The following is a 26,152-nucleotide window of genomic DNA, read 5'->3' as shown; positions in this document are numbered from 1 at the left end:
GAGTGCATTCCTTTAAACCTGTATGCCTTCCAACTGATTCATCAGCGTCTGCATTTCCGCGCCGCCCGCCATCATGTCCAGGACTTCATCCTTGGTGACGTTGTCCTTGGTGAAGGTGCCCATCGATTTGCCGCGGTTGAGCAAGGTGAAGGAATCTCCGATCGGATAGGCGTGATGCACATTGTGGGTAATGAAAATCACCGAAATGCCGCGTTCGCGCGCCTTGTGGATCAGCTTGAGCACATTGAACGACTGCTTCACGCCGAGCGCCGCGGTCGGTTCGTCCAGGATCAGGACACGGGCGCCGAAATGAATCGCGCGGGCAATCGCCAGGCATTGCTTTTCGCCGCCCGACATGGTGCCTATCGCATGATGCGGATCGCGCACCATGATGCCCATTTCAGCCAGCTTTTCGCGCGCCGTCTCGGCCGCGTAGCTGATATCCATGACGGTGATGCCGAACACTTTCTTGGTCGGCTCGCGCCCCATGAAGAAATTGCGCGCCACCGACAGCAGCGGCACCAGCGCCAGGTCCTGGTACACGGTCGCCACGCCGACATCCAGCGCCTCTTTCGGCGAGTTGAAAGAGACCGGCTTGCCATCCACCAGGTATTCTCCTTCGGAGGGCTTGTGCACGCCCGCCAGCGTCTTGATCAAGGTCGACTTGCCGGCGCCGTTGTCGCCCAGCAGGCAATGCACCTCGCCTTTTTTCAGGCGCAATGTGACATTTTGCAGGGCAATCACCGAACCGAAATACTTGCTGACATTTTCCAGGGCTAAAATGGTTTCGCTCATGATTACCTCGCCTCCGTCACGCGGCGACGGACATAATTGTTGAACAATACCGCCACCAGCAGCATCACGCCGAGGAACACCCGGAACCAGTCGGAATTGAGATTGGTATAGGTGATGCCGATCTGCACCACACCGAAAATCAGGGCGCCGAAGCAGGCGCCGATCACCGAACCGTAACCGCCGGTCAGCAAGGCGCCGCCGATCACGGCAGCAATGATCGCTTCGAATTCCTTTTGCAGGCCGCGGTCGGCCGCCGCCGAGCCGACGTCGGCCACCTGCAGCACGGCAAACAGGCAGGCGCAGAAGGCGGTAAACACAAACAGCGACGTCTTGACCCGCTTCACCGGCACGCCGACATTCTTGGCGGCGTTGGCGTCGCCGCCGACAGCGAAGATCCAGTTGCCGAAACGAGTGCGCGCCAGGACAAAGCTGGCCCCAAGCGCCAGTACCAGCCACCAGGCGATGACCTTGGGAATGCCCGCAACCAATGGCTGGCCGTTGCTCATGGTGGCGATCCAGCCATGGCTGGCCATCCAGTGGAACAGCCCGCTGCCGAGATTGCCGGTGAACAGCCAGCTGCCCAGCCAGTCGTTGGCCGCCAGGTCGCCGACGCCGCTGACAATGGTGCGGTTGGCGAACATGATCGACAGCGCCAGCGTCAGGCCGCGCAGGATGAACATGAACGCCAGCGTGACGATGAAGGAAGGCAGCCGGGTCTTGACTACCAGGTAGCCGTTGAGCCAGCCCAGTGCCATCGAGCCGGCGAAGGCAAACATGACCGCCAGCCAGAACGGCCAGTGGAAATAGACAGTGGGAATCGCCACCATCATGCCGGCAAAGCCGATCATCGAACCGATCGACAGGTCGAACTCGCCGGCGATCATCAGCACGCAGGCGCCGATCGAAATCAGGCCCAGGTAGGCTGCCACCTGCATCCAGTTGACCACCCCGTCCAGGTTGAACATGCCGGAATCGCCGGCGGCAAAACCGAATACGATAAAGACCAGGATGGCGCCTGCCAGCGAGGCGAATTCCGGCCGTCCGAGGAAGCGCTTCAAGGAGCCTTCCTGGCGCACCCGTTCGTCTTTCGGCGCGCTCTTCTGCTGCGCCGGGCCGCTGCCGTCCGCGCCTAGCTTGTCAGCGTGCGCACTGCTTGAATTCATGGTTGTCTCTCCTGCATGTATTAACTTAACCGCGAACTTAACCGCGTTAGCCGCGTGTCGGACCGGCCGGTTGGGGTATGGCGAGATGTTACGGACGAAACAAGGCCCGGGGTGCATCGTCCCCCTGGGTTTCCGCCTGGCTGCCCGTGCCGTCGCCGTTACGGGCAGCCGTGTAAGACAAGCCCCCGATCAGCGATACTGGCCGGCGTATTTCAACACTTTGTCGAGATTGTCCTTGGTGATGTAGCCTGGACCGGAACTGATGTGGCGCGGTCCGTAGAGCGGCGCCAGGCCATATTCGGCCAGCCGTGCCTGGAATTTCGGATTGGCTTTCAGCTTGGCCTGGATGGTGGCGACGTCGGTGGTCTTGTTTTGCGTCATGATGGCCAGCACGGCGACCGGGATATAACCTTGCAGGTAGGGCTGCTGATCAATCGCAAACTGCACCGAACCGTCCTTGATGCCCTTGGCGACTTCTTCGGAGAGGTCGAAGGTGGCGAACCACATCTTGCCTTTCAAGCCCATCTTTTGCAGCGCGCGCAAGCTTGGCGAGGCTGAATCCGGGCCGAGCGCCAGCACTGCCTGGGTGCCGGGATTGTTGCGCAGGTAGGCGCTGACCTTGCTCTCTATGCCGGTCGGGTCCTGGCCTGCGTCCAGCGTCGATTTTTTATAGTCGGCGCCGATGGCTTCGGCAAAACCGCGGCAGCGTTCAAACGAGGATGGATTAGTGGCGTAATGGTTGACGCACAGGAAAGATTTGATGCCGGCTGCCTTGGCTTTTTCCCCGGCGCCCTTGCCTGCATCGTATTCCGGCTGGCCGACGTGCATCACCGCGCCCAATTCTTCACTTTGCTGCTGGGTGCCGGAATTGATGGTGACCAGCGGGATCTTCTTGGCCGTGACGTTTTCCATGGCTTTTTTCAGCACGCTGAAATCGGCAATGCTGGCGATCACGCCATCGTAGTGGCGGGCCGCCGCCTGTTCGATCAGGCGCGACATGTCGGCCAGGTCGCCGTTCGGCGGATTGCGGTAATCGACCGTGACGTTAAAATCTTCGCCGGCCTGCTTGATGGCGTTCTTGATGGTGTTCCACCAGGAATCGGAGTCCGGCGCATGGCTGATCAGGACGAATTTTTCATTTGCGGCATAACTGGGGTTCATGGCGCCAAAGCTCATCGCCAGCGCCGTCACCATCAGGGCCCTGACCAGGCCCTTGCATCTGAGTCGTTGCATAATTGTCTCCGTTGTTGTTTTGTTCACTACCCTTTAGGCTGATCGCCCGGATCCGACAGCGTCATCGGTATTAAACAATAGAACAAGCAAGTGCAATATGCAACGTTTTTTTCAATTAAATTTAAATTAGAATTTTATTTTCACTTGCCAGATTTTCTTTATAATTGCTTCACGACATAAACCAGAAAGAACACCATGGCAGATACGCCGACTGTCGACCAGCTGATGCTGCAAATCGCCGAACAATACGCAACGCTTTCGCGCCAGCTGAAGATTATCGCCACCTATGTGGAACAGCATCGCAGCAGCCTGATGCTGGAACGGATCAGCGACATCGCCGAGCATTGCGATGTGCAGCCGTCCGCCATCGTGCGCTTTGCCAAGCAGTTCGGCTTCAGCGGCTTCAGCGAGATGCAGGCGGTGTTTCGCGATGCCTATACGGCGCAGGCGATACCGTCGCAAAACTACCAGCAGCGGATACGCAAGCTGATCGACGCCAAGCCGACCCCGCTCACCGGCGGCTCGATGGCGCGCGAATTCATCGCAGCCAGCCGCAGCGGCCTGGACGAGCTGTTGAACGGCATGGACGACGTGCAGTTCGACGCCGCGGTCAAGCTGCTGCAGAAGGCCGACAACATCTACGTGATCGGCGTGCGCCGCTCCTTCCCCATCGCCAGCTACATCGTGTACGCCCTGCAGCACACCAACAAGCGCGTGCACCTGCTGTCCGGCCTCGGCGGCATGATCCGCGAGCAGATCCGCAGCATCGGCAAGAACGACGTCGTGATCGCGATCAGCTTTACTCCTTACGGCAAGGAAACCCAGGCTTGCGTGCGGCTGGCGCACCACCACCAGGCCAAGTCGCTGGTCATCACTGACAGCCAGCTGAGTCCGCTGGCGCGGCACGCATCTGTCTTGCTGACGGTGAAAGAAGGCAGCGCCTTCGCCTTCCGTTCGCTGACCAATGCGATGTGCCTGTGCCAGGCGTTGTTCATCGCACTGGCATATCGCCTGGAACTGAATGTAGAAGAGACCGGCGCCATCGACGGTTATGATGAGTAGTAATGCACGGCGTCCCTTGCGACGCTAGAATAGCGCTCTTGCCGCTGTGATCCGCAGCACGGATTGATGCAGCGGCAAGCCATGCTTCAGTAATTCCAGTAATACTTCCCGCCTTGCCAATTGCGCACGATGTTGCGCAGTACTTTCCTGACCTGAGGAGAACATGCAATGAGTAAAGTTTACTTCATCACCGGCAGCAGCAGCGGCCTGGGACGCGCACTTGCGGAAGCGGTTCTCAGCCGCGGCGACAAGGCCGTATTGGCTGCGCGCAGAACCGAGGCCAACGCCGACCTGGCGCAACAATATCCGGACACGGCGCTGGCCGCGCGCCTGGACGTCACCAGTGAAAATGATCGGCAGGCGGCGCTCCAGGCGGCCATCCAGCGCTTTGGGAAAATTGATGTTTTAGTCAACAATGCCGGCCGCGGCAGCTTGGGTGCGGCGGAAGAATTTTCCTCGGCGCAGCTGCGCGAGCAGATGGAAATCAACTTCATCGCCTGCGCTGAAATGATCCGCGCCGTATTGCCGGGCATGCGCGCCAGGAAAAGCGGCCACATCCTCAACGTTTCCAGCATCGGCGGGCGCGTCAATGTCGGCGGATTTGCGCTTTACGGTGCTGCCAAGTTCGCGCTGGAAGGCTATTCAGAGGCTTTGCACGATGAACTCAAGCCGCTCGGGATCCGCGTCAGCATCATCGAACCTGGCGCATTCCGCACCGAATTCGCCGGCCAGGCCAACGTGCGGCCGGAGACAGACATTCCTGACTACCAACCTGTGATTGAACCCATCCGCAGCTATCTCGACGGCGTCAACGGCAAGCAGCTGGGCGATCCGCGCAAGGCGGCCCAGGTCATGATCAAGGTGGTCGAAAGCAGCGAGCCGCCGTTACGCATCCTGCTAGGAGCGGATGCTTACGGATTGTGGGAGCAAAAACGCGCCTACATGGATGAAGAAACCGCAAAGTGGCGGAAAATCGGCGAGGACACTGCCTGCTCGGATGCTGCGTTTACGGCAATCGGGGGCTAGCCAGCCGCCCCCGGCGCAAAGCCAGTTACAGCAGGACCGCTTGCCCGGACAGCAATGACTCGCGCAAGGCAATACCGATCCGGGTTGCCTCGGTAGCGTCATCCAGGGTGAGCTCCAGCTTTTGCTCCCGGCGTATCGCATCGACGAACGTGCTGACCTCGGTCAGGAAGGCATCCTCAAAACGCTCGAAGAAACTGGGCAGGCATTCGTTGCGGACGCCATGGACATCGGCAATCTCCACGCGGTTCTTGCGCGGATTGCTGCCCACTGTCAGGCGTCCCGCCGTCCCCGTGATTTCCGTCATGGTGTCGTGTCCGTGCGCCATCGTGCGCGAGGCGTAAAAGGTGGCAATCTTGCCATTATCGAACTCGCAAATGGCGACGCCGTTATCGACGTCCTGGAACTGCTGCAGATCCTGGTGGATGGCGCGGGTGCCGCCGGCGTAGACCCGGACCGCCTGCGGGTTGCCGAGCAGCCAGCGCGCCAGGTCGATATCGTGCACGCTGCAATCGAGGAAGATGCCGCCGCTGGTGGCGGCGAATTTGACGAAAAACCCATCCGGATCGTACTGGTCGCAAGTCTGCGAATACACCATGAACGGCGCACCGATGGCGCCCTGCTGGATTTTCTTGTACGCATCCTGGTAGCTGGCGTCGAACCGGCGCACAAAGCCGATCATCACCTTCAGCTGCGGATGGCGTGCCGCCTCGGCGCTGACCCGGCGGCAATCTTCCAGGTCCAGCGACAAGGGTTTTTCGCAAAACACGTGTTTACCGGCTTGCAAGGCTTGGATGATCTGCTGCGGGTGCAAGGATGTCGGCGTCACCAGGAACACCGCATCCAGCCCGTCATGCGCCAGCAAGGCTCCGTAATCGGCATACAGGTGCGGCACCTGCAGCTGTACTTGGAACATCGCGCGCGCCCATTCGAGTTCCGCCGGCAAGGGACTGCAAGCCGCGACCAGCTCAGCGCCGGCCACCCGCGACATCAGGTTTTCCGCATGGCGCCGCCCTAGCCTGCCAAGGCCGACGATGCCAACTTTCAGTGTCCGCGCCCGGCTCATTTGGCCAGCTCGATGGTACGGTTTTCACGCCACGACAAGGTTGCCGCCTCAGCCAGTTCCAGCGCCTTGACACCGTCTTCTATCGTGGTGCGCACGGCAACCTGGTTGACCACCGCATCAAAGAAATGGGCGATCTCGCTGGCATAAGCAGCGCGATAGCGCTCCAGGAAAAAATGTTCCGGCTTGTCCTGGCTGATGCTGTACCCGGTGGCGGCGATCACTTCGGTCGGCTTGTGATTGCCGGCCTGCAGCATGCCTTTGCTGCCCAGCACTTCGAAACGCTGGTCGTAGCCATACGCGGCGCGGCGGCTGGTATTGATCTGGCACAGGCGGCCGCGGCGGCTGCGGATGGTAACCGCGGTGCAATCGATGTCGCCGGCTTCGGCGATCGCCGGGTCGGTCAGGCAACTACCGGTGGCCGAGATGCTGACAGCCTCGTCATCCAGTATCCAGCGGAAAATGTCGAAATCGTGGATCAGCATGTCCTTGAATATGCCGCCCGAGCTCTTGATATACGACACCGGCGGCGCGCCAGGATCGCGGCTGGTGACGATCAGCATTTCCGGATCGCCGATTTCCCCTGCCGCCAGGCGCGTCTTCAGCGCATGGAATGTCGGATCGAAGCGGCGCTGGAAACCGATCATGCAAGTCACGCCGGCGTCCGCCACCGCGCGCGCGCATGCCTTGGCGCGCTCCAGCGTCAGGTCGACCGGCTTTTCGCAAAAGATCGCCTTGCCTGCCGCCGCCGCCCGCATGATCAGCTCTGCGTGGGTGTCGGTGCTGGAAGCGATCAGCACCGCGCCGATGCCGGGATCGGCCAGGACGCTATCGATATCCGCCACTTGCGCGCCATGCTGCGCCGCCAGTTCCTGCGCCGCCTGGAGGTTGACGTCGCTCACATATTTCAGCCTGGCGCCCGGCTGCAGCACCAGGTTGCCCGCATGGATCTTGCCGATACGGCCGGCGCCGAACACCGCAACGTTCATCATGGTTCATCTCCGAGTCTATGTTTGTATTTTGGTCTGGTTGCCGCTTTCTGCCATTGTAGGCACGATTCTTAAAAATAGAAACAATTTTTCGTTTAATTTTTTAATCGAATATTTTTTGCATGACAGGCAAGCCACCTTGACTGCCATGCATTTCCAGCGTTTAACGCAAGCGCAGCTTGTAACGCGCGGCAAGCGTGGCGAGCACGCTCAGCAATGCCCCGCCGATCACGTAAAAGGTCACCGCCAGCTTGTTCTCTGTAACCGCAATCAGCCAGGTAATCGTCATGCCTGCAAAACCGCCGAAAATCATCACCGCGATGTTGTAGCTCAGGGACATGCCGGTGCCACGGGTCTGAACAGGAAAAATGTCAGACAGCAGCGCCGGCATCGAAGCGAAATACATAGTCATCAGCAAGCCGATGACGCCTTGCACCAGCAGCAGGTTGAAAAAGCTCGGGTTGAGCGACAGCCAGGAAAACAGGGGGTAAGTCAGCAGCACGAACAGCACGCTGCTGCCCAGCATGAACGGGGTGCGGCCATATTTATCGGACAACTGGCCGACCACCGGCGAAAACAGCAGCATGATCAGGCCGGCCAGGATGGTGGCGCTGAACGAGGCGGTCGAAGTCATGCCCAGCTGCTTGACCGCATAGGTCGGCATGTACACCACCAGGTAGACCGACACGGTAGCCATGATGACGCTGCCGGAACCGATCAGCAGGCGCATCTTCTGGCTCGCCATGATGTCGCGCAGCGGCGTACGGGTTGCGTCGGCTTGGGCGAACTCAGGCGACTCTTCCAGGTTCTTGCGGATGTAATAGCCGGCCGGCCCGATCAGCAAGCCAAAGAAAAACGGCAAGCGCCAGCCCCACGATTCCAGCTGCTCGGTGGAGAGCTGCGACGACAGCAGCGCACCCGCCAGCGCCGCCAGCACGATGCTCAGGCCCTGGCTGGCGACCTGCCAGCTGGAAAAGAATCCGCGCCGGTGCGGCGCATGCTCCACCAGGAAAGCGGTCGAGCTGCCGAATTCGCCGCCGGCGGAAAAGCCTTGCAGCAAGCGCGCCAGCACGATGCCGGCCGGCGCCCACAGGCCGATCTGCGCGTAGGTCGGCATGATGGCGATCAGCAAGGTGCCGATCATCATCAGCAGGATCGACAGCGTCAAGGCCGCCTTGCGGCCGACCCGGTCGGAATAGGCGCCGATGACGACCGCTCCCAGCGGCCGCATGAAAAACGAGACGCCGAAGGTGGCAAAGGTAATCAGCAGCGAGACGGTCTGGTTCGAGGTCGGGAAAAACAGCTTGGCGATGGTGACCGCCATGGCGCTGTACAGCAAGACATCGAACCATTCCAGGGCATTGCCGATGGACGACGAAATGACTGCGCGCCAGGTCTGCGGGTGCTGTTCGAAAGGCGTTGCGACGGTGCTGCTGCTGTTGCTTGCAATGCTGCTCATAGACATATCCTTTTTTGTTTGACCGCGGTGATACCCCGGTTTCGGTTATTTTCTGAACCCTTTCTTGCGCTTGAATTCTCCCTCTCCTTGCCCTTTCCCTATCCAGTTTTGATGTTGCATCACAGCATGGATTCACCTTGCCAGCCATGCAGCGAGCACGTATAAATCAAATGTAATCGATTACATTTAAATTGGCCACAGCAAACAAATTCCTCGCATGCCGCCTAAATCCACGTCCGCCTCGATCTCCGCTGTCGCGCTGCATGCCGGCGTATCGGTGGCTACCGTATCACGCGTCATGAACGACATGGATGGCGTACGGCCAGGGACCCGCGACAAGGTCATGGCCTCCGTGACGGCGCTGGGCTACCGCCTGAACCACCTGGCGCGCAACCTGCGCACCGCCGCCAGCCGCCTGCTGCTGACCATGGTGCCGGACGTCGGCAATCCGTTTTATTCGGAGATCGTGCGCGGCATCGACAGCGTGGCGCGCGAGCACGGTTATTTCGTCATGCTGTGCGATACCGGCGCCGAAGCCGGACGCGAGAGCGCCTACTTCGACCTGTTGCGCACGCACCGCGCCGACGGCGCAATCTGCCTCGATCCCGACACCGTACAGCACGCCCTGGCCAACGAATCGAATGTCCTGCCATGGGTCGCCTGCTGCGAATTCGATCCCGGCATCGCCGTGCCGTATGTGGGCGTCGACAACTACCGCGCCGCCGGCGACGCCGTGCGCCACCTGATAACCCGCGGCCATACCCGGATCGGCCTGGTCAACTCGGACCAGCGCTATCGCTACGCGCGCGAGCGCCAGCGCGGCTACCTTGACGCCCTGCAGTCCGCCGGACTGCAGGCGCGCCCGCAATGGCGGCGCCAGGTTGACAGCCTGGACTATGAAGCCGGCAAACACGCCACCTTGCAGATGATGGCGCAGCCGGACGCGCCCACCGCCGTATTCGCCGTATCGGACACGCTGGCCATCGGCGCCCTGAGCGCCCTGCGCCAGTTGAACAAACGGGTGCCGGAGGAAGTCGCCGTGGTGGGTTTCGACGATATCGCCATCGCCGCCCAGACCTGGCCGGCGCTGACCACCATCGCCCAGCCCATGCGCGCCCTCGGCGAAACCGCGGCGCAGCTGTTGCTGCGGCGGCTGGCTGACCCGGAGGCGACCGTGCAAGGCGTGCTGCTGCCCCACCAGCTGGTCCAGAGAGAAAGCAGCTGACCATGAGCGTCGCCGTCCGCTTCGAGAATATCCGCAAGGATTTTGGCGCGGTGCGGGTGCTGCATGGCGTCAGTTTCGACCTGGAACTGGGCCGGGTCTACGGTTTGCTGGGCGAAAACGGCGCCGGCAAATCGACCTTGATGAAGATACTGGCCGGTTATGAAAACATCACCGAAGGCGAACTGCTCATCGACGGCCAGTGCCGCCATTTCACCGGTTCGCGCCAGGCCGAGGCATGCGGTATCGTCCTGATCCACCAGGAATTCAACCTGGCCGAGCACCTGACCATCGCCCAGAACATTTTCCTCGGCCATGAAAAACGCAAGGGCTGGCTGCTGGATGACGCCGCCATGCGCAGCGAAGCCGCAGCCTGCCTGGCCCAGGTGGGGCTGGACTTGAGCCCTGACACCAAGGTCAGCGCCCTGATCGTCGCCGAGAAACAGCTGGTGGAAATTGCCAAGGCGTTGTCGCGCAAGGCGCGCCTGCTGATCATGGACGAGCCCAGCGCAACGCTGACATCGAGCGAGACGCAAAGGTTGTTTGCCCTGATGGCGCAGCTCAAGCAGCAAGGCGTCACCATCATCTACATCTCGCACAAGCTGGATGAAATCGAGCACCACACGGATGAAGTCATCATCATGCGCGACGGCCGTTTCATCACCCGCGAACCGACCGCCAGCCTGGACCGCCACCAGATGGCGAACCTGATGGTGGGACGCGACGTATCGGACATGTTCCCGCCCAAGACGCCGCCGGCGGCGGATGCCCCGGTCCTGCTCAAGGTGGAAAACCTGGCGGTGCCGGGCTGGATCCCGGACCTCGGTTTTGAAGTGCGCGCCGGCGAAATCCTGGGGTTTGCCGGACTGGTCGGCGCCGGCCGCACCGAAGCCATGGAAGCGCTGATCGGCCTGCGCCCGCGCAGCGGCGGCCGCATCGCCATCGGCGGCAAGCAGCTGGACCTGCGCAGCCCGCGGCAAGCCATGCAGCACGGCCTGACTTACCTGAGCGAAGACCGCAAAGGCAAGGGCTTGCATGTCGATCTCGGCCTGCGCGAAAACCTGACCCTGATGACGCTGGAGCGTTACAGCCATCCCCTGCTCGACCTGCAGGCTGAAAAACAGGCGCTCGCCCGCGCCATCCAGGATTTCAATATCCGCACCGGCAATCCGCAGGTGAAGGCGCGCATGCTGTCCGGCGGCAACCAGCAAAAACTGGCGCTGGCCAAATACCTGCACGCCGATCCGCGCGTGGTGATCCTGGATGAGCCGACCCGCGGCGTCGACGTCGGCGCCAAGCGCGACATCTATTTCCTGATCCAGCGCCTGGCGGCCGAAGGCCGGGCGGTGATCGTCATTTCATCCGAACTGATCGAACTGATCGGCCTGTGCCATCGCGTCGCCGTCATGCGCGCGGGCGTTGTAAAAACCACGCTGGCCAGCGACCAGCTGACCGAAGAGGAGTTGATTTCCCATGCTACCGGCACCCGTTGATTCCCGCGCATCCGCCCGGTTCTTCCAGTACCTCAATCATCTGAAGGGGCTGGGCCCGGTGCTCGGGCTGGTCGGCCTGTGCATCGCCGGCACCTTGCTCAACGGCGATTTCGCCACCGTCGACAACCTGATGAACGTGCTGACCCGGACCGCCTTCATCGGCATCATCGCGGTTGGCATGACGTTTGTCATCATCTCCGGCGGCATCGACCTCTCGGTCGGTTCGATGGCGGCGCTGATCGCCGGCAGCATGATTTATTTCATGAACATGCTGATGAGCGCAGGCGCCCTCGGACCGCTGTCCATCGTCGTGACCGGCATCGCGATGGCGCTGCTGCTCGGCCTGGCCTTCGGCTTCCTGCACGGCTTGCTGATCACCAAGGGCAAGATCGAAGCATTCATCGTCACGCTCGGAACGCTGGGCATCTTCCGCTCGGTGCTGACCTACCTGGCCGACGGCGGCGCGCTGACGCTGGACAACCAGCTGTCGGATTTGTACAGCCCGGTCTACTACACCAACCTGCTGGGCATGCCGATCCCGATCTGGGTGTTCCTGGCGGTAGCGCTGGGCGGTGCGCTGATCTTGAATCGCACCGCGTTCGGCCGCCACGTGCAAGCGATCGGCTCGAACGAACAGGTAGCCCGTTACGCCGCCATCCGGGTCGATTTCGTCAAGACCTGCACTTATATGCTGCTGGGCGTGTGCGTCGGCATCGCCACCGTGCTGTACGTGCCGCGCCTGGGCTCGGCGTCGCCCACCACCGGCCTGCTGTGGGAGCTGGAAGCGATTGCCGCCGTGGTGGTGGGCGGCACCGCGCTCAAAGGCGGTTCCGGCCGCATCGTCGGCACCGTGGTAGGAGCGATCCTGCTGTCCGTGATCAGCAACATCCTTAACCTGACCAGCATCATCAGCGTGTACCTGAACGCGGCAGTGCAAGGCGCGGTCATCATCGCAGTAGCTTATTTCCAGCGCGGCCGGCATTGAGGGTTCCCGCCGGCGGCGCCTTGTTGTTTGTCGTTTGTAGTTTCAAAACCGGATGCCGATAGCGGCACCACCACCTGGAGGAGATACCATGCATTCGATCCATCGTATTTTTAGCCGCGGCTTGCTGGCGGGCGCTGCACTGGCCGCATTGTCGTATGGCGCCGCCCTGCCCGCCTGCGCCGCCGAAAAGGTCACGCTCGGCGTCGCCATTCCGACCGCCACCCACAGTTTCACTTCCGGCATCGTGTGGTGGGCCAATGAAGCCAAGAAAGAACTGGAAAAAGCCCATCCCGACCTGAAGATCATCGTCAAGACCTCGGCTGCGGCATCGGAACAGGCTAACCAGCTGCAAGACATGCTGACCGTCAACAAGATCAACGCCCTGGTGATCTTCCCGCTGGAATCGGCGGCTCTCACCCAACCGGTGGCGCAGGTCAAGGGCAAGGGTGTGTATGTCACGGTGGTTGACCGCGGCCTGACCAATACCGCCGCCCAGGACGCTTATGTCGCCGGCGACAACACGGCGTTCGGCAAGCTGCCGGCCGAGTACCTGGCCAAGCAGCTGAACGGCAAGGGCAACATCGTGGTGCTGCGCGGCATCTCGACCACGCTGGATAACGAACGTTTCGATGCCTTCAGCGCCGTCATGAAAGCACATCCTGACATCAAGATCCTCGACGCCAAATACGGCAACTGGAACCGTGACGACGCCTTCAAGGTCATGCAGGACTACCTGACCCGCTTCCGCCAGATCGACGCGGTCTGGGCGGCCGATGACGATATGGCGGTCGGCGTGCAGAAAGCCATCGACCAGGCCAAGCGCAGCGACATCAAGGAAATCTTCGGCGGCGCCGGCGCCAAGGGTGCTGTCAAGAAAATCATCGATGGCGACAAGATGATCAAGGCAGACGTATCGTATTCGCCGAAATTCATCTACGACGCCATCAAGATGACCGCCGAAGCCCGTCTCAAGGGTGAGAAGCTGCCAGCGACCACCATCATCCCTTCGGTCCTGATCACCAACCAGAACGCCAAGCAGTTTTATTTCCCCGATTCGCCGTTTTAAAGCAGGGCCGCGCTGCTTCGGCGGCGCAGCCCTGCATGATTTGCACGAAAGGAATGCACCGTGAAAACGATACTAGGTCCGGCCCTGTTTCTGGCCCAGTACATGGGCGGCAAGGCGCCGTTCGACACCCTGGAAAACATGGCCAGGTGGGCGTCCGCTCTGGGCTACAAGGCCCTGCAGCTGCCTACCGACGTGCGCCTGTTCAACCTTGAATTGGCGGCGCAAAGCCAGGCGTATTGCGACGATATCGCCGGCATGCTGGCGCAGCACGGTTTGCAGGTCAGCGAACTGTCGACCCACCTGCAAGGCCAGCTGCTGGCGGTCCATCCGGCCTACGACGTGCTGTTCGACGGCTTCGCGCCGCCGGCGCTGCGCGGCGACGCGGCGGCGCGCACTGCCTGGGCCGAAGACCAGCTGCACTGCGCGGCCATCGCTTCGCGCCGGCTCGGCTTGCGCGCGCATGTCACTTTTTCCGGCGCCCTGGCCTGGCCCTACCTGTATCCCTGGCCGCAACGTCCGGCAGGACTGGTGGAAACCGCATTCGCCGAACTGGCGCGGCGCTGGCGCCCGGTGCTGGACGCCTTCGACGATGCCGGCGTCGATCTTTGTTATGAACTGCATCCCGGCGAAGACCTGCATGACGGCGTGACTTTCGAACGTTTCCTGGAAGCGGTCGACCACCATCCGCGCGCCAGCATCCTGTACGATCCCAGCCATTTCCTGCTGCAGCAGCTGGACTACCTGGCCTTCATCGACATCTACCACCGGCGCATCAAGGCGTTCCACGTCAAGGATGCGGAATTCCGTCCCAGCGGCCGGCAAGGCGTCTACGGCGGATTTTCCGACTGGCAGGAACGGGCCGGACGCTTCCGCTCGCTGGGCGACGGCCAGGTCGATTTCAAGGCCATCTTTTCCAAGATGGCGCAGTACGATTTTCCCGGCTGGGCAGTGCTGGAATGGGAATGCGCGCTCAAGCATCCCGAAGACGGCGCAGCCGAGGGCGCGGAATTCATCCGCAGCCATATCATCCGCGTCAGCGAACGCGCTTTCGACGATTTTGCCGGCGCCCAGGTGCCAGCCTCGCAGATTGCACAAATATTAGGATTGGACTAGACATGGGAATCAATCACGGCAAACAGGAAACCAGGCTGCCACGGCGCTTGCGGCTGGGCATGGTGGGCGGCGGCGACGGCGCTTTCATCGGCGCGGTGCACCGCATGGCTGCACGGCTCGACGATCACTACGAACTGGTGGCGGGAGCGCTGTCCGGCAACCCGCTGCGGGCGGCATCGAGCGCCGCCGCGATACGCCTGGACCGCAGCCGCAGCTATTCCGATTATCGCGAGATGGCGCGGCGCGAAGCCGCCCGCCCGGATGGCATCGACGTGGTAGCGATTGTCACGCCAAACTACTTGCACGCGCCGGTCGCCACCGCGTTCCTGGAAGCCGGCATCCATGTCATCTGCGACAAGCCGCTCGCCGTTTCCCTGCAAGAGGCGCAAGCGCTGGCAGCCCTGGCGCAAAGCAAGAACCTGGTGTTCGCCCTGACCCATACGTATACCGGCTACCCGATGGTGCGCCATGCCAAGGAACTGGTCGCATCCGGCGCGCTCGGCGAATTGCGCCTGCTGCAAGTGGAGTATTCGCAGGATTGGCTGGCCGACGAAATACCCGCCGCGACGGCCGCCGCCAACGACGGCACGCAAGATCCGGCGGCGCTCGGCTGGCGCTCCGATCCGGCGCGCAACGGCCCGGCGGGCACCCTCGGCGACGTCGGCAGCCATGCTTATCAGCTGGCGCAATACGTCAGCGGCGCGACCCCGGCGCAACTGCTGGCCGAGCTGCATACCTTTGTGCCGGGCCGGCTGGTCGACGACCATGTGCAAGTGATGCTGCGCTACGCCAACGGCGCCCGCGGCACGCTGTGGGCAAGCCAGGTCGCCACCGGCTGCGAGAATGCGCTGCGGCTGCGCCTGTACGGCAGCAAGGCCAGCCTGGCGTTCGACCAGGAGAACCCGAACCAGCTGTGGTTCACGCCGCAAGGCGGCCAGGCGCAATGCCTCACGCGCGGCCGTGTGCAGGGCCAGGCGGCGGAACATGCCACCCGGGTCCCGGCCGGCCATCCGGAAGGCTACCTGGAAGCGTTTGCCCAGCTCTATGTCGATGCCGCCCAGCAGATCGCCGCGCGCAACGATGGCCGCCCCATTCCGAGCCATAGCCGTTTCCTCACCACGGTCGAGGATGGCGTGCAAGGCATGGAATTCATCGAAGCGGTGCTGCGCAGCCATGCGCAGGATGCCAGCTGGGTCAGCCTGGGACAACAAGCATAGGCGGTATAGGCGTAAAAAAGCCCCGTTGTATAAGCAACGGGGCTTTTTGTTCAGCGCGTTCGATTATCGCGATACGCCTTTTTTGCTCCAGGCTTCCAGCTGGTGCGGACGCAGGCTGTCGTATTCCTCGAAAGGCTGGTGGATCCACGGATTGGTCGGCAGGTAATCGACGTAGAAATCCGGTTTCAGCGACGAACATGCCTTCCACCAGATCACTGCCGATTTGACCTCGGTCACCGGCGCATAGTTTTCCTTCAGGTGATGCAGGACCTTGTCCAGCGTCACGCCGGAATCGACCAGGTCGTCCACCACCAGCACCCGGCCGGACAAGGCGCCGCGGCTCATGGTGATGTGCTTGCCGATGTCGAGTTCGCTGCGCACCGTGCCGGCATCTTCGCGGTAGGAACTGGTCGACAGGATCGCCAGCGGCACGTCGAAAATGCGCGAAAACACGTCGCCGGGACGCAGGCCGCCGCGCGCCAGGCACAAGACCTGGTCGAACTGCCAGCCGGATGCGTGCACGTTCAATACCAGTTTTTCAATTATGCGGTGATATTCATCCCACGAGACCCACAGGTCTTTATCATCTGATTTGTTCATATTGCTTTTATTTAAATGGATGGCGTAAAACGATGGTTTCTTCACGGTCCGGACCGGTCGAAACCATATCGATAGGCACGCCTACCAATTCTTCGATGCGCTTGATGTAAGCACGCGCCGTGGCCGGCAAGGCGTCCATCGACTTGGCGCCGACCGTGGATTCGCTCCAGCCCGGCATTTCTTCGTAGATCGGCTGGCACAGCGCAGCGTCTTCGGCGCCGACCGGGAAGATGTCGACGGTCTTGCCGTTGAGCGTGTAGCCGGTGCACAGCTTCAGCGTTTCCAGGCCGTCCAGCACGTCCAGCTTGGTCAGGCACATGCCGGACACGCCGTTGATCTGCACTGAACGCTTGAGCAGCGCGGCATCGAACCAGCCGCAGCGGCGGGCGCGGCCGGTGACGGTGCCGAACTCGTGGCCGACGCTGGCCAGGTGCTTGCCGACGCCCTGGTCGGTCGGCAGTTCCGACGGGAACGGGCCGGAGCCGACGCGCGTGGTGTAAGCCTTGGTGATGCCCAGGATGTAATGCAGCATGTTAGGGCCGACACCGCTGCCGGCGGCGGCATTGCCGGCCACGCAGTTGCTCGAGGTGACGAATGGGTAAGTGCCGTGGTCGACATCCAGCAGGCTGCCCTGCGCGCCTTCGAACAACAGGCTGGCGCCGTTGTTGTAGGCAGCGTACAGGTCGCTCGAGACGTCGGCCACCATCGGCCGCAGGCGCGGCACGGTCGCCAGGGCGTCGTCCAGCGTCTTCTGGTAATCGACAGCCGGCGCCTTGAGGTAATTGGTCAGGACAAAGTTGTGGTATTCCAGGTTGGCCGCCAGCTTTTCCGCAAAACGCTTCTCGTTGAGCAGGTCGGCCACGCGGATCGCGCGGCGGGCGACCTTGTCTTCATAGGCTGGGCCGATGCCCTTGCCGGTGGTGCCGATCTTGGCGTCGCCGCGCGCTGCTTCACGCGCTGCATCGAGTGCGGTGTGGTAAGGCAGGATGATCGGGCATGCTTCCGAAATCTTCAGGCGCGATGCAACTTCCACCCCGGCCACCTGCAGCTTGTCGATCTCGCGCAGCAGGTCGGGCACCGACAGCACGACGCCGTTGCCGATGTAGCAAGCGACGCCGGGGCGCATGATGCCCGACGGGATCAGCTGCAATGCCGTCTTGTGGCCGCCGATGACCAATGTATGGCCAGCGTTATGGCCGCCCTGAAAACGCACGACTGCCTGTGCGTGATCGGTAAGCCAGTCAACGATCTTGCCTTTTCCTTCGTCGCCCCATTGGGTGCCAATCACAACGACGTTTTTTGCGGTGCTTTTCTGTAACATCACTTAGTCCAAATTTTTGATAATCCAGTTTCCATTTTCGAGTACAACCGCGCGGTCGCAATCGAACTCGTCTTGATCGTTTTCATGGCCGGGCAGACTCTGGATCACAACTTCCCCAGCCTTGCGCAATTCAACGATCTTTTCCTTCAAACCTGCTTCAATTCCCCAAGGCGCATGGATCGCGCGCTTGCGGGTTGCTACCGGAATCAGTCTTGCCAGCTCTCGCAAATCCATCGAGAAGCCGGTGGCGGGACGCGAACGGCCGAACGCCGCGCCGACGTCGTAGCGGCCGCCGCGCAGTATCGCATTCGGCAGGCCCGGCACGTAGGCGGCGAAAATCAGCCCGCTTTCGTAATGATACCCGCGTAAATCGGCTAAATCGACGGTAACGCAATCTTTCCCGGCTGCTTCCGCCAAAGTTTCCAGTTCGTCCAGTGCCTTGGCGATGGCTGGCAGTGCCGGCAGCGCCTGCCGCGCCTGCTGCAAAACGCCGGCGTCGCCATATAAACCTGGCAAGGCCAGCAAGGCGGCCCGGGTGTCCGGCTTGTAGCTGACGCTGATAGTGCGCAGACCAGGCAGATCCTTGGCTTCCAGCAATGCAACCAGCTCGGATTCGTCCAGCTTGGCGGCATCGTCGCCGCCGATAATCGTGCGCAAGATGCCAACATGGCACAAATCCAGGCGCACCTGGGTGATCCCGGCCAGCGCCAGGGTGGCCAGCGCCAGTTCCTGGATCTCGGCATCGGCTTCCAGCCCCAGGTGGCCGTAGATTTCGGCGCCGATCTGCAACGGCTCGCGGGTGGCGTGCAAGCCGATCTGGCGGGTATGCAAGACGCTGCCGACGTAACACAGCCGGGTGACCGATTCGCGGTTCAGCAGATGGGCGTCGATGCGCGCCACCTGGGTGGTCATGTCGGCGCGGATGCCGAGGGTGCGGCCGGACAGCTGGTCGACCAGCTTGAAGGTGCGCAGGTCGGTATCCTGGCCGGCGCCGGCCAGCAGCGATTCCAGGTATTCCAGCATGGGCGGCATGACCAGCTCGTAGCCGTACAGGCGGAAATTATCCAGTATCAGGCGCCGCAGGTCTTCGATCTTGCGCGCTTCGGACGGCAAGACGTCGGCGATGTTTTCAGGGAGAAGCCAATTTGGCATAGGAAAAATGAATCTAGGGAAAATTACTTTTGTGGATCAATCTGGCTAAAGGCTGGGGATTCGGTTACCAATAAAACAAACACAGTTATATGGCCGTCGAAAATAAGGAATGGCGCCTCAAGCGAGGGCGCCATTCCCGGACAACTTTAGCCCTGCAGCAAAAATCTATTTCTTTGCAGGCGCTACCGCTCCGCCGCCGGCCGGACTACGGAAATATTTAAAGAATTCCGAGTTCGGATCAATCACCATCAAGTCCTGGCGGGTCTTGAAGCTCGCACGATACGCTTCAAGGCTGCGATAGAACTTGTAGAACTCGGGATTCTGGCCGAATGCCTGGGCATAAATCTGCGAAGCCTTGGCGTCGCCTTCACCGCGCATCTTTTCCGCATCGCGATAGGCTTCCGCCAGGATCACGGTCCGCTGCTTGTCGGCGTCGGCACGGATCTTTTCCGAATCGGCCGAACCGGTCGAACGCAATTCATTGGCAACCCGCAAGCGCTCGGACTTCATGCGGTCGTAAACCGAGGCATTGATCTGGTCGACGTAATCGACCCGCTTCAGGCGTACATCAATGATTTCGACACCGATCTGCTTGGATTCGTCCTGCACCTTTTGACGAATCGAATCCATCACCTTGCCGCGCTGGCCCGAAATCACTTCACGCACGGTGCGCTTGGTGATTTCATCATTCAAAGCGGCTTTGACGATTTGCGACATGCGGTCCTGGGCGCGTTTTTCATCGCCGCCGAAACTGACGAAATACAGTTTCGGATCGGTAATCCGCCATTTCACAAAGGCGTCGATCAGGATATTCATTTTTTCCGCGGTAATAAAACGGTCTGTATCCGGCGGATCGATGGTCAGGACCCGTTTATCGAGGAACAGCACGTTCTGGAACGGCGGCGGCAACTTGAAATGCAGGCCGGGCTGGTTGATCACCTGTTTTACTTCGCCAAAAGCGAACAGGATCGCGTACTGGCGCTGATCGACCACGAAGATGGTCGAAAATACCAGCCACAGCGCGGCGAACACGAATATCAGCAGGGAGATGAGGCGATTCATTATCGGCCCTCCCGATCGCGGGAGTCGCGGCTGTCACGCGAACGGTCATCAGGCTGCGGCCGCGTTTCCACGGTGCTGGCGCCGTCCTTCATTCCCGGCGACGCTGCGCCGGCGCTGCTCGCTGTACTGCCCGAGCCCGGCACGGCGTTAGCCACCGATTGTGAAATCAGCTTGTCCAATGGCAAATACAATAAATTGCTCCCACTCTTGGCATCGACCATGACTTTGGTCGTATTCGCAAAAATCTGCTGCATGGTATCCAGGTACATCCGGTCCCGCGTCACGGCAGGCGCTTTCTGGTACTCGGTCAGGACCTGCTTGAAACGCGAGGCATCACCCTCGGCATTGGCCGTGACGCGGGCGCTGTACGCTTCCGCTTCCTGCAGCAAGCGCGATGCCGCGCCGCGCGCCTTCGGAATCACGTCGTTGGCGTAAGCCTGGCCTTCGTTCTTCTGGCGCTCGCGGTCCTGGCCTGCTTTCACCGCATCGTCAAACGCGGCCTGCACCTGTTCCGGCGGCTGCACGCCTTGCATCGTGACATTGGTGATCTGCACGCCGGCCTTGTAGCGATCGAGGATCTGCTGCATCAGCTGGCTGGTGTCGAGCGCCACTTTTTCCCGGCCTTCGTACAGAACGAAATCCATCTTGTTCTTGCCGACGATTTCACGAATCGAGGTTTCCGCCACCTGACGCACGGTTTCTTCCGGATCGCGGACGTTGAAAACCCAGTCAGATGCGCTTTTCAGCGTGTATTGGACGGCAAACTGGATATCGATGATGTTTTCGTCATCGGTCAGCATCAGGGCTTCTTTGGGTTGCTTGTTCTTGGCGTTGGCGCGATAGCCGACCTCGACCGTACGCACCTGGGACACGTTGACGATTTCATGGCTCTGGATCGGATAAGGCCAGCGCCAGTTAAAACCAGGAGTGGTCGAATGGCTGTACTTGCCGAAAGTCATCACAACGCCGGTCTGGCCTTCCTGCACGGTAAAGAAACCGCTGGCCAGCCACAGCAAGGCCACCACGGCTGCAATCGCGCCGACTCCAACGCCGGCGCCTTTCATGCCCGGATTGAAGCCGCCGCCACCGGAATCGCCGCCGCCGTTTTTATTGCCCAGCAGGCGCGTCAGGCGCTGGTTGAAATCCTGCCACAGCTTGTCCAGGTCCGGAGGGCCGTTGTTTGGCTTTTTGCCATCGTTATTTTGCTTGTTGTCATTTTGCGAATTCCGGCCCCACTGCGGGTCGTTCAACGAAAATTTAACACCAAGTTTTTTGAATAAGGTACCAAGCATTCGATCGTTATCTTTAAGTAAATAAAACAAATAGGTTGGAATGCTCGTTAGAGGCGCTTGCTTTCAAAACTTTAGAACGGTGTTACAGCTGCTGCGTATTTCCGACGGCCGGTATCGAATATGCCGCTGCCACCTGATCGTCTTCCGCCTGATCGCCGGACGTCCGGTTGCCGGTCACGAATTCGGCGATAGCCTGCCGCAATAAATCCAGGCCTTGGCCCTTTTGCGCGCTAACAAAAACTCGCTGAATTTTATCATACTCATCACGTTCGACCGCCGGCTCCAGTTCCGCCGCGTCAATCTTGTTCCACACCAGAATCTGTGGAATATGGTCGGCGCCGATTTCTTTCAGCACCAGGTTTACCTGTTCGATCTGCTCCATGCGCGCCGGACTGGCCGCATCCACCACATGCAATAGCAAATCGGCATGGATGGTCTCTTCCAGCGTCGCCCGGAACGCCGCCACCAGCTGATGCGGCAATTCGCGGATGAATCCGACCGTGTCGGAAATCACCACACTGCCCGCCTCGCCCAGGTAAACCCGCCTGGAAGTCGTATCCAGCGTCGCGAACAGCTGATCCGCCGCATACACGCCGGCCTTCGCCAGCGCGTTGAACAAGGTTGATTTGCCGGCATTGGTGTAACCCACCAGCGAAATCGAAATAGTGGCGCTGCGCCCGCGCGCGCGCCGTTGCGTTGCATGCTGCCGGTGCAGCTTGTCGAGCCTGGCGCGCAGGGCCTTGACCCGGTCGCCCAGCAAGCGGCGGTCGGTTTCCAGCTGGGTTTCACCCGGACCGCGCAAGCCGATACCACCCTTTTGCCGTTCCAAGTGAGTCCAGCCGCGGATCAGCCGCGTCGCCAGATGTTGCAGCTGCGCAAGCTCGACCTGCACTTTACCTTCATGGCTTTTGGCTCTTTGGGCAAAGATGTCAAGTATCAGGCTGGTGCGATCCAGCACTCTTACTTTCAGTACACGTTCGAGATTGCGTTGCTGGGCTGGCGACAGCGCATGATTGAAAATGACTATTTCTAGTTCATCGTCAAACACGGCGTCGGCTATTTCCTGTGCCTTGCCTGAACCGACAAACAAGGCGGCGTCAGGACTGCTGCGCTTGCCGGTGATGGTGACGAGCGGCACCGCGCCGGCAGACTTGGCCAGCAAAGACAGTTCTTCGAGACTTGCGGCAAAGTCGCCTTTGCCGAAGTCCACTCCGACTAGCGCTGCGCGCATAGGATTTTTTGAGTTGCTGCTACGGCCCTCGCCGATGGCAAATAGTTATTCTGCTTCAGATTCAAGATTCAGATTGACAGCGCGTGCAGGAACTACGGTTGAGATGGCGTGTTTGTATACCATTTGGGTAACGGTATTACGCAGTAAAACGACGTATTGATCGAAGGATTCGATATGGCCCTGGAGCTTGATGCCGTTGACCAGGTAGATGGAAACCGGAACATGCTCTTTACGCAAGGCGTTCAAAAACGGGTCTTGTAACAATTGCCCTTTATTACTCATGGCTACTCCACTGTGTTGTTGTGATTAGAAGTCAGATGCAAACTAAAATCGAGAATGAACTCTGCGAATGACTCGGTGGGTGTTTTACGAATGTAAACGATTTTCGGATTTACTGCTCAGAAAAAAGTGTTTTTAAAAAATTATTTTTCCTGGCGAGCGTATGGATTCCGACTGGATCTGAACTCGATGCGTAATGGAGTCCCAACCAGCGAAAAAGTTTCTCTGAAATGTTTTTCCAGATAACGCTTATAGTTGTCTTCGATGGATTCCAGGGCGTTGCCGTGGATGACGACGATAGGCGGATTCATGCCGCCCTGGTGGGCATAACGCAGCTTCGGACGGATCGAACCCTTGCGCCGCGGCTGCTGGTGCTCTACCGCTTCGATCAAGGCGCGCGTCAGCTTCGGCGTAGTCAGGTTGGACATGGCCGCTGCGTACGCTGAATCTATCGATTTCATCAAAGGCGTGATGCCAGTGGATTTCAGTGCGGAAATAAAATGGAATTTCGCAAATGAAAGGAAGTTCAGCTTGCGATCCATATCCATCTTGATTTCATCGCGGCGGTCGCTGGTCAGGCCGTCCCACTTGTTGACGCCAACCACCAGCGCACGCCCGGTTTCCAGCACGAAGCCGGCGATGTGCGCGTCCTGCTCGGAGATATCCTGCTGCGCATCGAGCAGCAGCAAGACCACATTGGCTTCCGAGATCGACTGCAAAGTCTTGACCACGGAAAATTTTTCGATGGCCTCGAATACCTTGCCGCGGCGGCGGATGCCGGCGGTGTCGATCAAGGTGTATTTCTTGCCGTCGCGTTCGAACGGGATTTCGATCGAGTCGCGCGTGGTGCCCGGCATGTCGAACGCAATCACGCGTTCTTCGCCCAGCAAGGTATTGACCAGGGTCGACTTGCCGACGTTAGGACGGCCGACGATGGCGATCTTGATGCCGCGGTCCTTGTCTTCCGGCTCCGCCTCTTCCGACGGCCGCTGCGAGAAAGCCAGGTCCAGCGACTCTTCCACCAGGTCGGTTACGCCGTCGCCATGGGCGGCCGAAATGACATACGGATCGCCCATGCCGAGTTCGTAGAATTCAGCGGTGACCGAAGTGTATTTCATGCCTTCGGATTTGTTCACCACCAGCATCACGGAACGGCCCGATTTGCGCAGGAAGTCGGTGATGGTCTTGTCGTGCGGCGTCAGGCCCTGGCGGCCGTCGACGATGAAAATCACGATATCGGCTTCCGCCACCGCCTGCTTGGTCTGCTTCGCCATTTCGTGCATGATGCCGTCTTTGGCAACCGGCTCGAAACCGCCAGTATCGATCACCAGGAATGGCCGTTCACCGACCCGCCCTTCGCCGTAATGGCGATCGCGAGTCAAGCCGGGCAAATCGGCGACCAAGGCATCGCGTGAACGCGTCAGGCGATTGAACAAGGTCGATTTGCCGACATTGGGACGTCCTACAAGTGCAATTACTGGCTTCATTAAGTTGTTTTCACTAAGTTGTTACTCTGTCGCAATCGCGATCAGTGTTCCGGATTTTGTTTGAAAAATCACGTTGGAGCCTGCCACCACCGGGTTCGGCAGGACCGCGCTGCTGTCCGCGCGAATCCGTGCGATCAGGGCGCCGTCGTCGCGCGACAGGAAGTGGATATATCCTTCATAGTCGCCCACGACCACCGCTTTAGGCAAGACGGCAGGCGTAGTCAGCACACGGTTGGCAAGCTTCTTGTTTTGCCATACTACAGCACCGCTGTCCAAGGTGAACGCAGACACCGCGCCATGCTCGTCTGCCGCATAGAGGTTCTTGCCGTCGCTGCCGACGCCGACATCACTGGAAAACGGCTTGGCCCAGTGCGCGGTGCCGCTGCCGGCATCAAAGCAGCCGACCCGGCCCTGGTAGGCCACGGCGCAGACATCACGGCCGACAATCACCGGCATGCCGGAAGCGTCGGCTACCCGCTCCAGCTCGGTGGTGCCGCGCGGATCGCCGATCGCCATTTCCCACCAGGGACCGCCGTTAGTCAGGTTCAACGCCGACAAGCGGCCACCCGGCAGGGACAGGAAAGTTGCCTGTGGAACAACCAGGATGCCCGGCGCCGAACGCAGGGTCAGCGGCGGCAAGGTGCGCAGCACGGCCCAGCGGCGCTCGCCGGTTGCCGCATCATAAGCGGCGATCCGGTTATCCTGGCTGCGCACGACCACCAGCCCCTGGCCTACAGCCGGAGCCGACAAGATCTCGCTGGAGGCTTGCGCCTGCCAGATCTTTTTGCCCTGGCCGTCAAACGCCAGCACAATGCCCTTTTCACCCGCCACCGCAACGGTGTTGCCGTCGCTGCCGGCGCCGGCGGTCAGGCGGGTACCCGCGCTGATGCGCCAGGCAACCGTGCCGTTGGCGGCGTTGATGCGCGCCACGGTGCCGTCTGCCGCTGCGGCAAACACGCTGTCGCCGGCAACCACAGGCGAGAAAGCGAAGATCGAAGCGCTGCCGATCGACTGTTTCCAGACCGGCTGCACCTTGAGGCTTTGTGTAAATTCAACCAAAGGCGCTGGCAGGTTGCTTGTCTTCTTGCTACTGAACAAGGAACAGCCGCCCAATATCAACAAAGCACCGGCACAGGCAACAGCTCGCAAAGTCTTCACACGCATATTCTTCCTTTTTCCGAATTATCAGGCCGCGGCTTTGGCTGGAGCTCCGCCAATCGCATCAAGTTTCAATTGAATCAATTCCTTGCCAGGATTCTTGCTGTCCATCTTGTCCAGCGCCAGCTGGTAAGCAGCACGCGCCTCGTCCAGCTTGTTCTGCGCTACCAGGATGTCGCCCTTGCGGTCAGCCGCTGCGCTGGCGAAAGGCGCCGGCAGGTCTGCCGCCAGCACTTTCAAGCCGTCGTCATAAGCTTTCTGGTCGAGCAGGATGCCGGCCAGGCGGATCCGGGCCAGCGCCTTGTAGTCTTCGTCGCGGCCGTGGTCAACCACCCATTGCAGCTGCTCTTTCGCGGCATTCAGGTCGTTGGCGTCAAAAGCCACCTTGGCCGCCGACAAGGCGGCCATGCCGGCGTAAGCGGTACGGCCGAATTTCTGCTGTATGTCGGCAGCGGCGCGCTGCACCTTGGCGTTGTCCTTGCCGGCAACGGCCTTTTGCTGCTCGTCGTATAGCTGCGAAGCCTGCAAGGACTGGCTGCGCTGGTAATAATTCCAGCCGGACCAGCCGGCATAAGCAGCCAAGGCAATAATCAGCACCCAGGTGGTCAGATTGCCGTATTTGTTCCACCAATCCTTAAGCGTTGCCAGTTGTTCCTGTTCGTCGAGATCGAATGCCATATGATTTTA

24 protein-coding genes are annotated in these 26,152 nt (G+C 60.4%); 8 read left to right on the top strand and 16 right to left on the bottom strand.

The features are described from left to right. Positions 1-12 precede the first annotated feature (12 nt). From BM062_RS01865 to BM062_RS01855, 3 genes are all read right to left on the bottom strand, one after another. Positions 13-795 carry an ATP-binding cassette domain-containing protein gene (locus tag BM062_RS01865; protein WP_092392464.1) on the bottom strand — a complete coding sequence of 261 codons (783 nt, stop codon included), beginning with the start codon at positions 793-795 and terminating at the stop codon, positions 13-15. Positions 796-797: 2 nt separating this feature from the next. Next, on the bottom strand, positions 798-1,958 hold the full coding sequence (locus BM062_RS01860) for an ABC transporter permease (RefSeq protein ID WP_254784858.1): 1,161 nt from the start codon (positions 1,956-1,958) through the stop codon (positions 798-800). Between the two features lie 189 nt (positions 1,959-2,147). After that, positions 2,148-3,191 carry a sugar ABC transporter substrate-binding protein gene (locus tag BM062_RS01855; protein WP_092392459.1) on the bottom strand — a complete coding sequence of 348 codons (1,044 nt, stop codon included), beginning with the start codon at positions 3,189-3,191 and terminating at the stop codon, positions 2,148-2,150. Positions 3,192-3,386: 195 nt separating this feature from the next. On the opposite strand from BM062_RS01855, the gene BM062_RS01850 reads away from it, so the two are divergent. After that, positions 3,387-4,253 carry a MurR/RpiR family transcriptional regulator gene (locus BM062_RS01850; RefSeq protein ID WP_092392457.1) on the top strand — a complete coding sequence of 289 codons (867 nt, stop codon included), beginning with the start codon at positions 3,387-3,389 and terminating at the stop codon, positions 4,251-4,253. Between the two features lie 168 nt (positions 4,254-4,421). Further along, on the top strand, positions 4,422-5,279 hold the full coding sequence (locus tag BM062_RS01845) for an oxidoreductase (RefSeq protein ID WP_092392455.1): 858 nt from the start codon (positions 4,422-4,424) through the stop codon (positions 5,277-5,279). Between the two features lie 25 nt (positions 5,280-5,304). On the opposite strand, the gene BM062_RS01840 is transcribed toward BM062_RS01845, so the two are convergent. The 3 genes from BM062_RS01840 to BM062_RS01830 all read right to left on the bottom strand — a co-directional run bounded on the left by BM062_RS01840 (position 5,305) and on the right by BM062_RS01830 (position 8,787). Further along, entirely contained in the window at positions 5,305-6,342 is a 1,038-nt protein-coding gene (locus tag BM062_RS01840) for a Gfo/Idh/MocA family oxidoreductase (RefSeq protein WP_092392453.1), read from the bottom strand. Next, positions 6,339-7,331, bottom strand: coding sequence for an inositol 2-dehydrogenase (iolG, locus tag BM062_RS01835; RefSeq protein WP_092392451.1), 993 nt, complete (start codon positions 7,329-7,331; stop codon positions 6,339-6,341). The genes BM062_RS01840 and iolG overlap by 4 nt, the downstream gene beginning before the upstream one ends. A gap of 160 nt (positions 7,332-7,491) precedes the next feature. Continuing rightward, the gene (locus BM062_RS01830; RefSeq protein ID WP_092392449.1) at positions 7,492-8,787 is read right to left on the bottom strand and encodes an MFS transporter; all 1,296 of its coding nucleotides are present in this window, start codon (positions 8,785-8,787) and stop codon (positions 7,492-7,494) included. A gap of 217 nt (positions 8,788-9,004) precedes the next feature. On the opposite strand from BM062_RS01830, the gene BM062_RS01825 reads away from it, so the two are divergent. The 6 genes from BM062_RS01825 to BM062_RS01800 all read left to right on the top strand — a co-directional run bounded on the left by BM062_RS01825 (position 9,005) and on the right by BM062_RS01800 (position 15,883). Further along, positions 9,005-10,012: a LacI family DNA-binding transcriptional regulator gene (locus tag BM062_RS01825; protein WP_092392447.1), complete on the top strand. Its 1,008-nt coding sequence runs from the start codon at positions 9,005-9,007 to the stop codon at positions 10,010-10,012. 2 nt (positions 10,013-10,014) lie between these two features. Beyond that, entirely contained in the window at positions 10,015-11,502 is a 1,488-nt protein-coding gene (locus tag BM062_RS01820; protein ID WP_092392445.1) for a sugar ABC transporter ATP-binding protein, read from the top strand. Continuing rightward, positions 11,483-12,487 (top strand): ABC transporter permease, encoded by a 1,005-nt coding sequence (locus BM062_RS01815; RefSeq protein WP_092392443.1) that lies wholly within the window; start codon positions 11,483-11,485, stop codon positions 12,485-12,487. Before BM062_RS01820 ends, BM062_RS01815 begins: the two co-directional genes overlap by 20 nt. A gap of 88 nt (positions 12,488-12,575) precedes the next feature. After that, positions 12,576-13,553, top strand: a complete 978-nt coding sequence (locus tag BM062_RS01810) for a substrate-binding domain-containing protein (RefSeq protein WP_254784857.1) — start codon at positions 12,576-12,578, stop codon at positions 13,551-13,553. A 60-nt stretch (positions 13,554-13,613) separates the two neighbouring features. Continuing rightward, positions 13,614-14,666, top strand: a complete 1,053-nt coding sequence (locus BM062_RS01805; RefSeq protein WP_092392441.1) for a sugar phosphate isomerase/epimerase family protein — start codon at positions 13,614-13,616, stop codon at positions 14,664-14,666. 2 nt (positions 14,667-14,668) lie between these two features. Further along, positions 14,669-15,883 (top strand): Gfo/Idh/MocA family protein, encoded by a 1,215-nt coding sequence (locus BM062_RS01800; protein ID WP_092392439.1) that lies wholly within the window; start codon positions 14,669-14,671, stop codon positions 15,881-15,883. Positions 15,884-15,946: 63 nt separating this feature from the next. Here the strand turns inward: BM062_RS01800 and BM062_RS01795 are convergent, their stop codons facing one another. The 10 genes from BM062_RS01795 to BM062_RS01750 all read right to left on the bottom strand — a co-directional run bounded on the left by BM062_RS01795 (position 15,947) and on the right by BM062_RS01750 (position 26,143). Beyond that, on the bottom strand, positions 15,947-16,483 hold the full coding sequence (locus BM062_RS01795) for a phosphoribosyltransferase (protein ID WP_014005912.1): 537 nt from the start codon (positions 16,481-16,483) through the stop codon (positions 15,947-15,949). Positions 16,484-16,490: 7 nt separating this feature from the next. Then, positions 16,491-17,804, bottom strand: a complete 1,314-nt coding sequence (locus BM062_RS01790; protein ID WP_092392437.1) for an adenylosuccinate synthase — start codon at positions 17,802-17,804, stop codon at positions 16,491-16,493. A gap of 3 nt (positions 17,805-17,807) precedes the next feature. After that, entirely contained in the window at positions 17,808-18,956 is a 1,149-nt protein-coding gene (locus tag BM062_RS01785) for an ATP phosphoribosyltransferase regulatory subunit (protein ID WP_092392435.1), read from the bottom strand. A gap of 165 nt (positions 18,957-19,121) precedes the next feature. After that, complete coding sequence (hflC, locus tag BM062_RS01780; RefSeq protein WP_092392433.1) at positions 19,122-20,018, bottom strand: protease modulator HflC; 897 nt, start codon at positions 20,016-20,018, stop codon at positions 19,122-19,124. Continuing rightward, a complete protein-coding gene (hflK, locus tag BM062_RS01775; protein WP_092392431.1) occupies positions 20,018-21,310 on the bottom strand; it encodes an FtsH protease activity modulator HflK in 1,293 nt (430 codons plus the stop codon). The genes hflC and hflK overlap by 1 nt, the downstream gene beginning before the upstream one ends. A gap of 82 nt (positions 21,311-21,392) precedes the next feature. Continuing rightward, positions 21,393-22,541 carry a GTPase HflX gene (hflX, locus tag BM062_RS01770; protein ID WP_092392429.1) on the bottom strand — a complete coding sequence of 383 codons (1,149 nt, stop codon included), beginning with the start codon at positions 22,539-22,541 and terminating at the stop codon, positions 21,393-21,395. A 45-nt stretch (positions 22,542-22,586) separates the two neighbouring features. Further along, complete coding sequence (hfq, locus tag BM062_RS01765) at positions 22,587-22,823, bottom strand: RNA chaperone Hfq (protein ID WP_019141241.1); 237 nt, start codon at positions 22,821-22,823, stop codon at positions 22,587-22,589. Between the two features lie 140 nt (positions 22,824-22,963). Beyond that, a complete protein-coding gene (der, locus tag BM062_RS01760; protein ID WP_092392427.1) occupies positions 22,964-24,307 on the bottom strand; it encodes a ribosome biogenesis GTPase Der in 1,344 nt (447 codons plus the stop codon). A gap of 21 nt (positions 24,308-24,328) precedes the next feature. After that, entirely contained in the window at positions 24,329-25,471 is a 1,143-nt protein-coding gene (gene bamB / locus BM062_RS01755; RefSeq protein ID WP_092392425.1) for an outer membrane protein assembly factor BamB, read from the bottom strand. 21 nt (positions 25,472-25,492) lie between these two features. Further along, a complete protein-coding gene (locus BM062_RS01750) occupies positions 25,493-26,143 on the bottom strand; it encodes a tetratricopeptide repeat protein (RefSeq protein ID WP_092392423.1) in 651 nt (216 codons plus the stop codon). Positions 26,144-26,152: the final 9 nt, after the last annotated feature.

This window comes from Collimonas sp. OK412, from assembly GCF_900112135.1.
Lineage (GTDB): Bacteria > Pseudomonadota > Gammaproteobacteria > Burkholderiales > Burkholderiaceae_D > Collimonas > Collimonas rhizosphaerae.
Note: the sequence above shows the minus strand (reverse complement) of the source record. Positions and strands in the feature narration are given on the sequence as shown.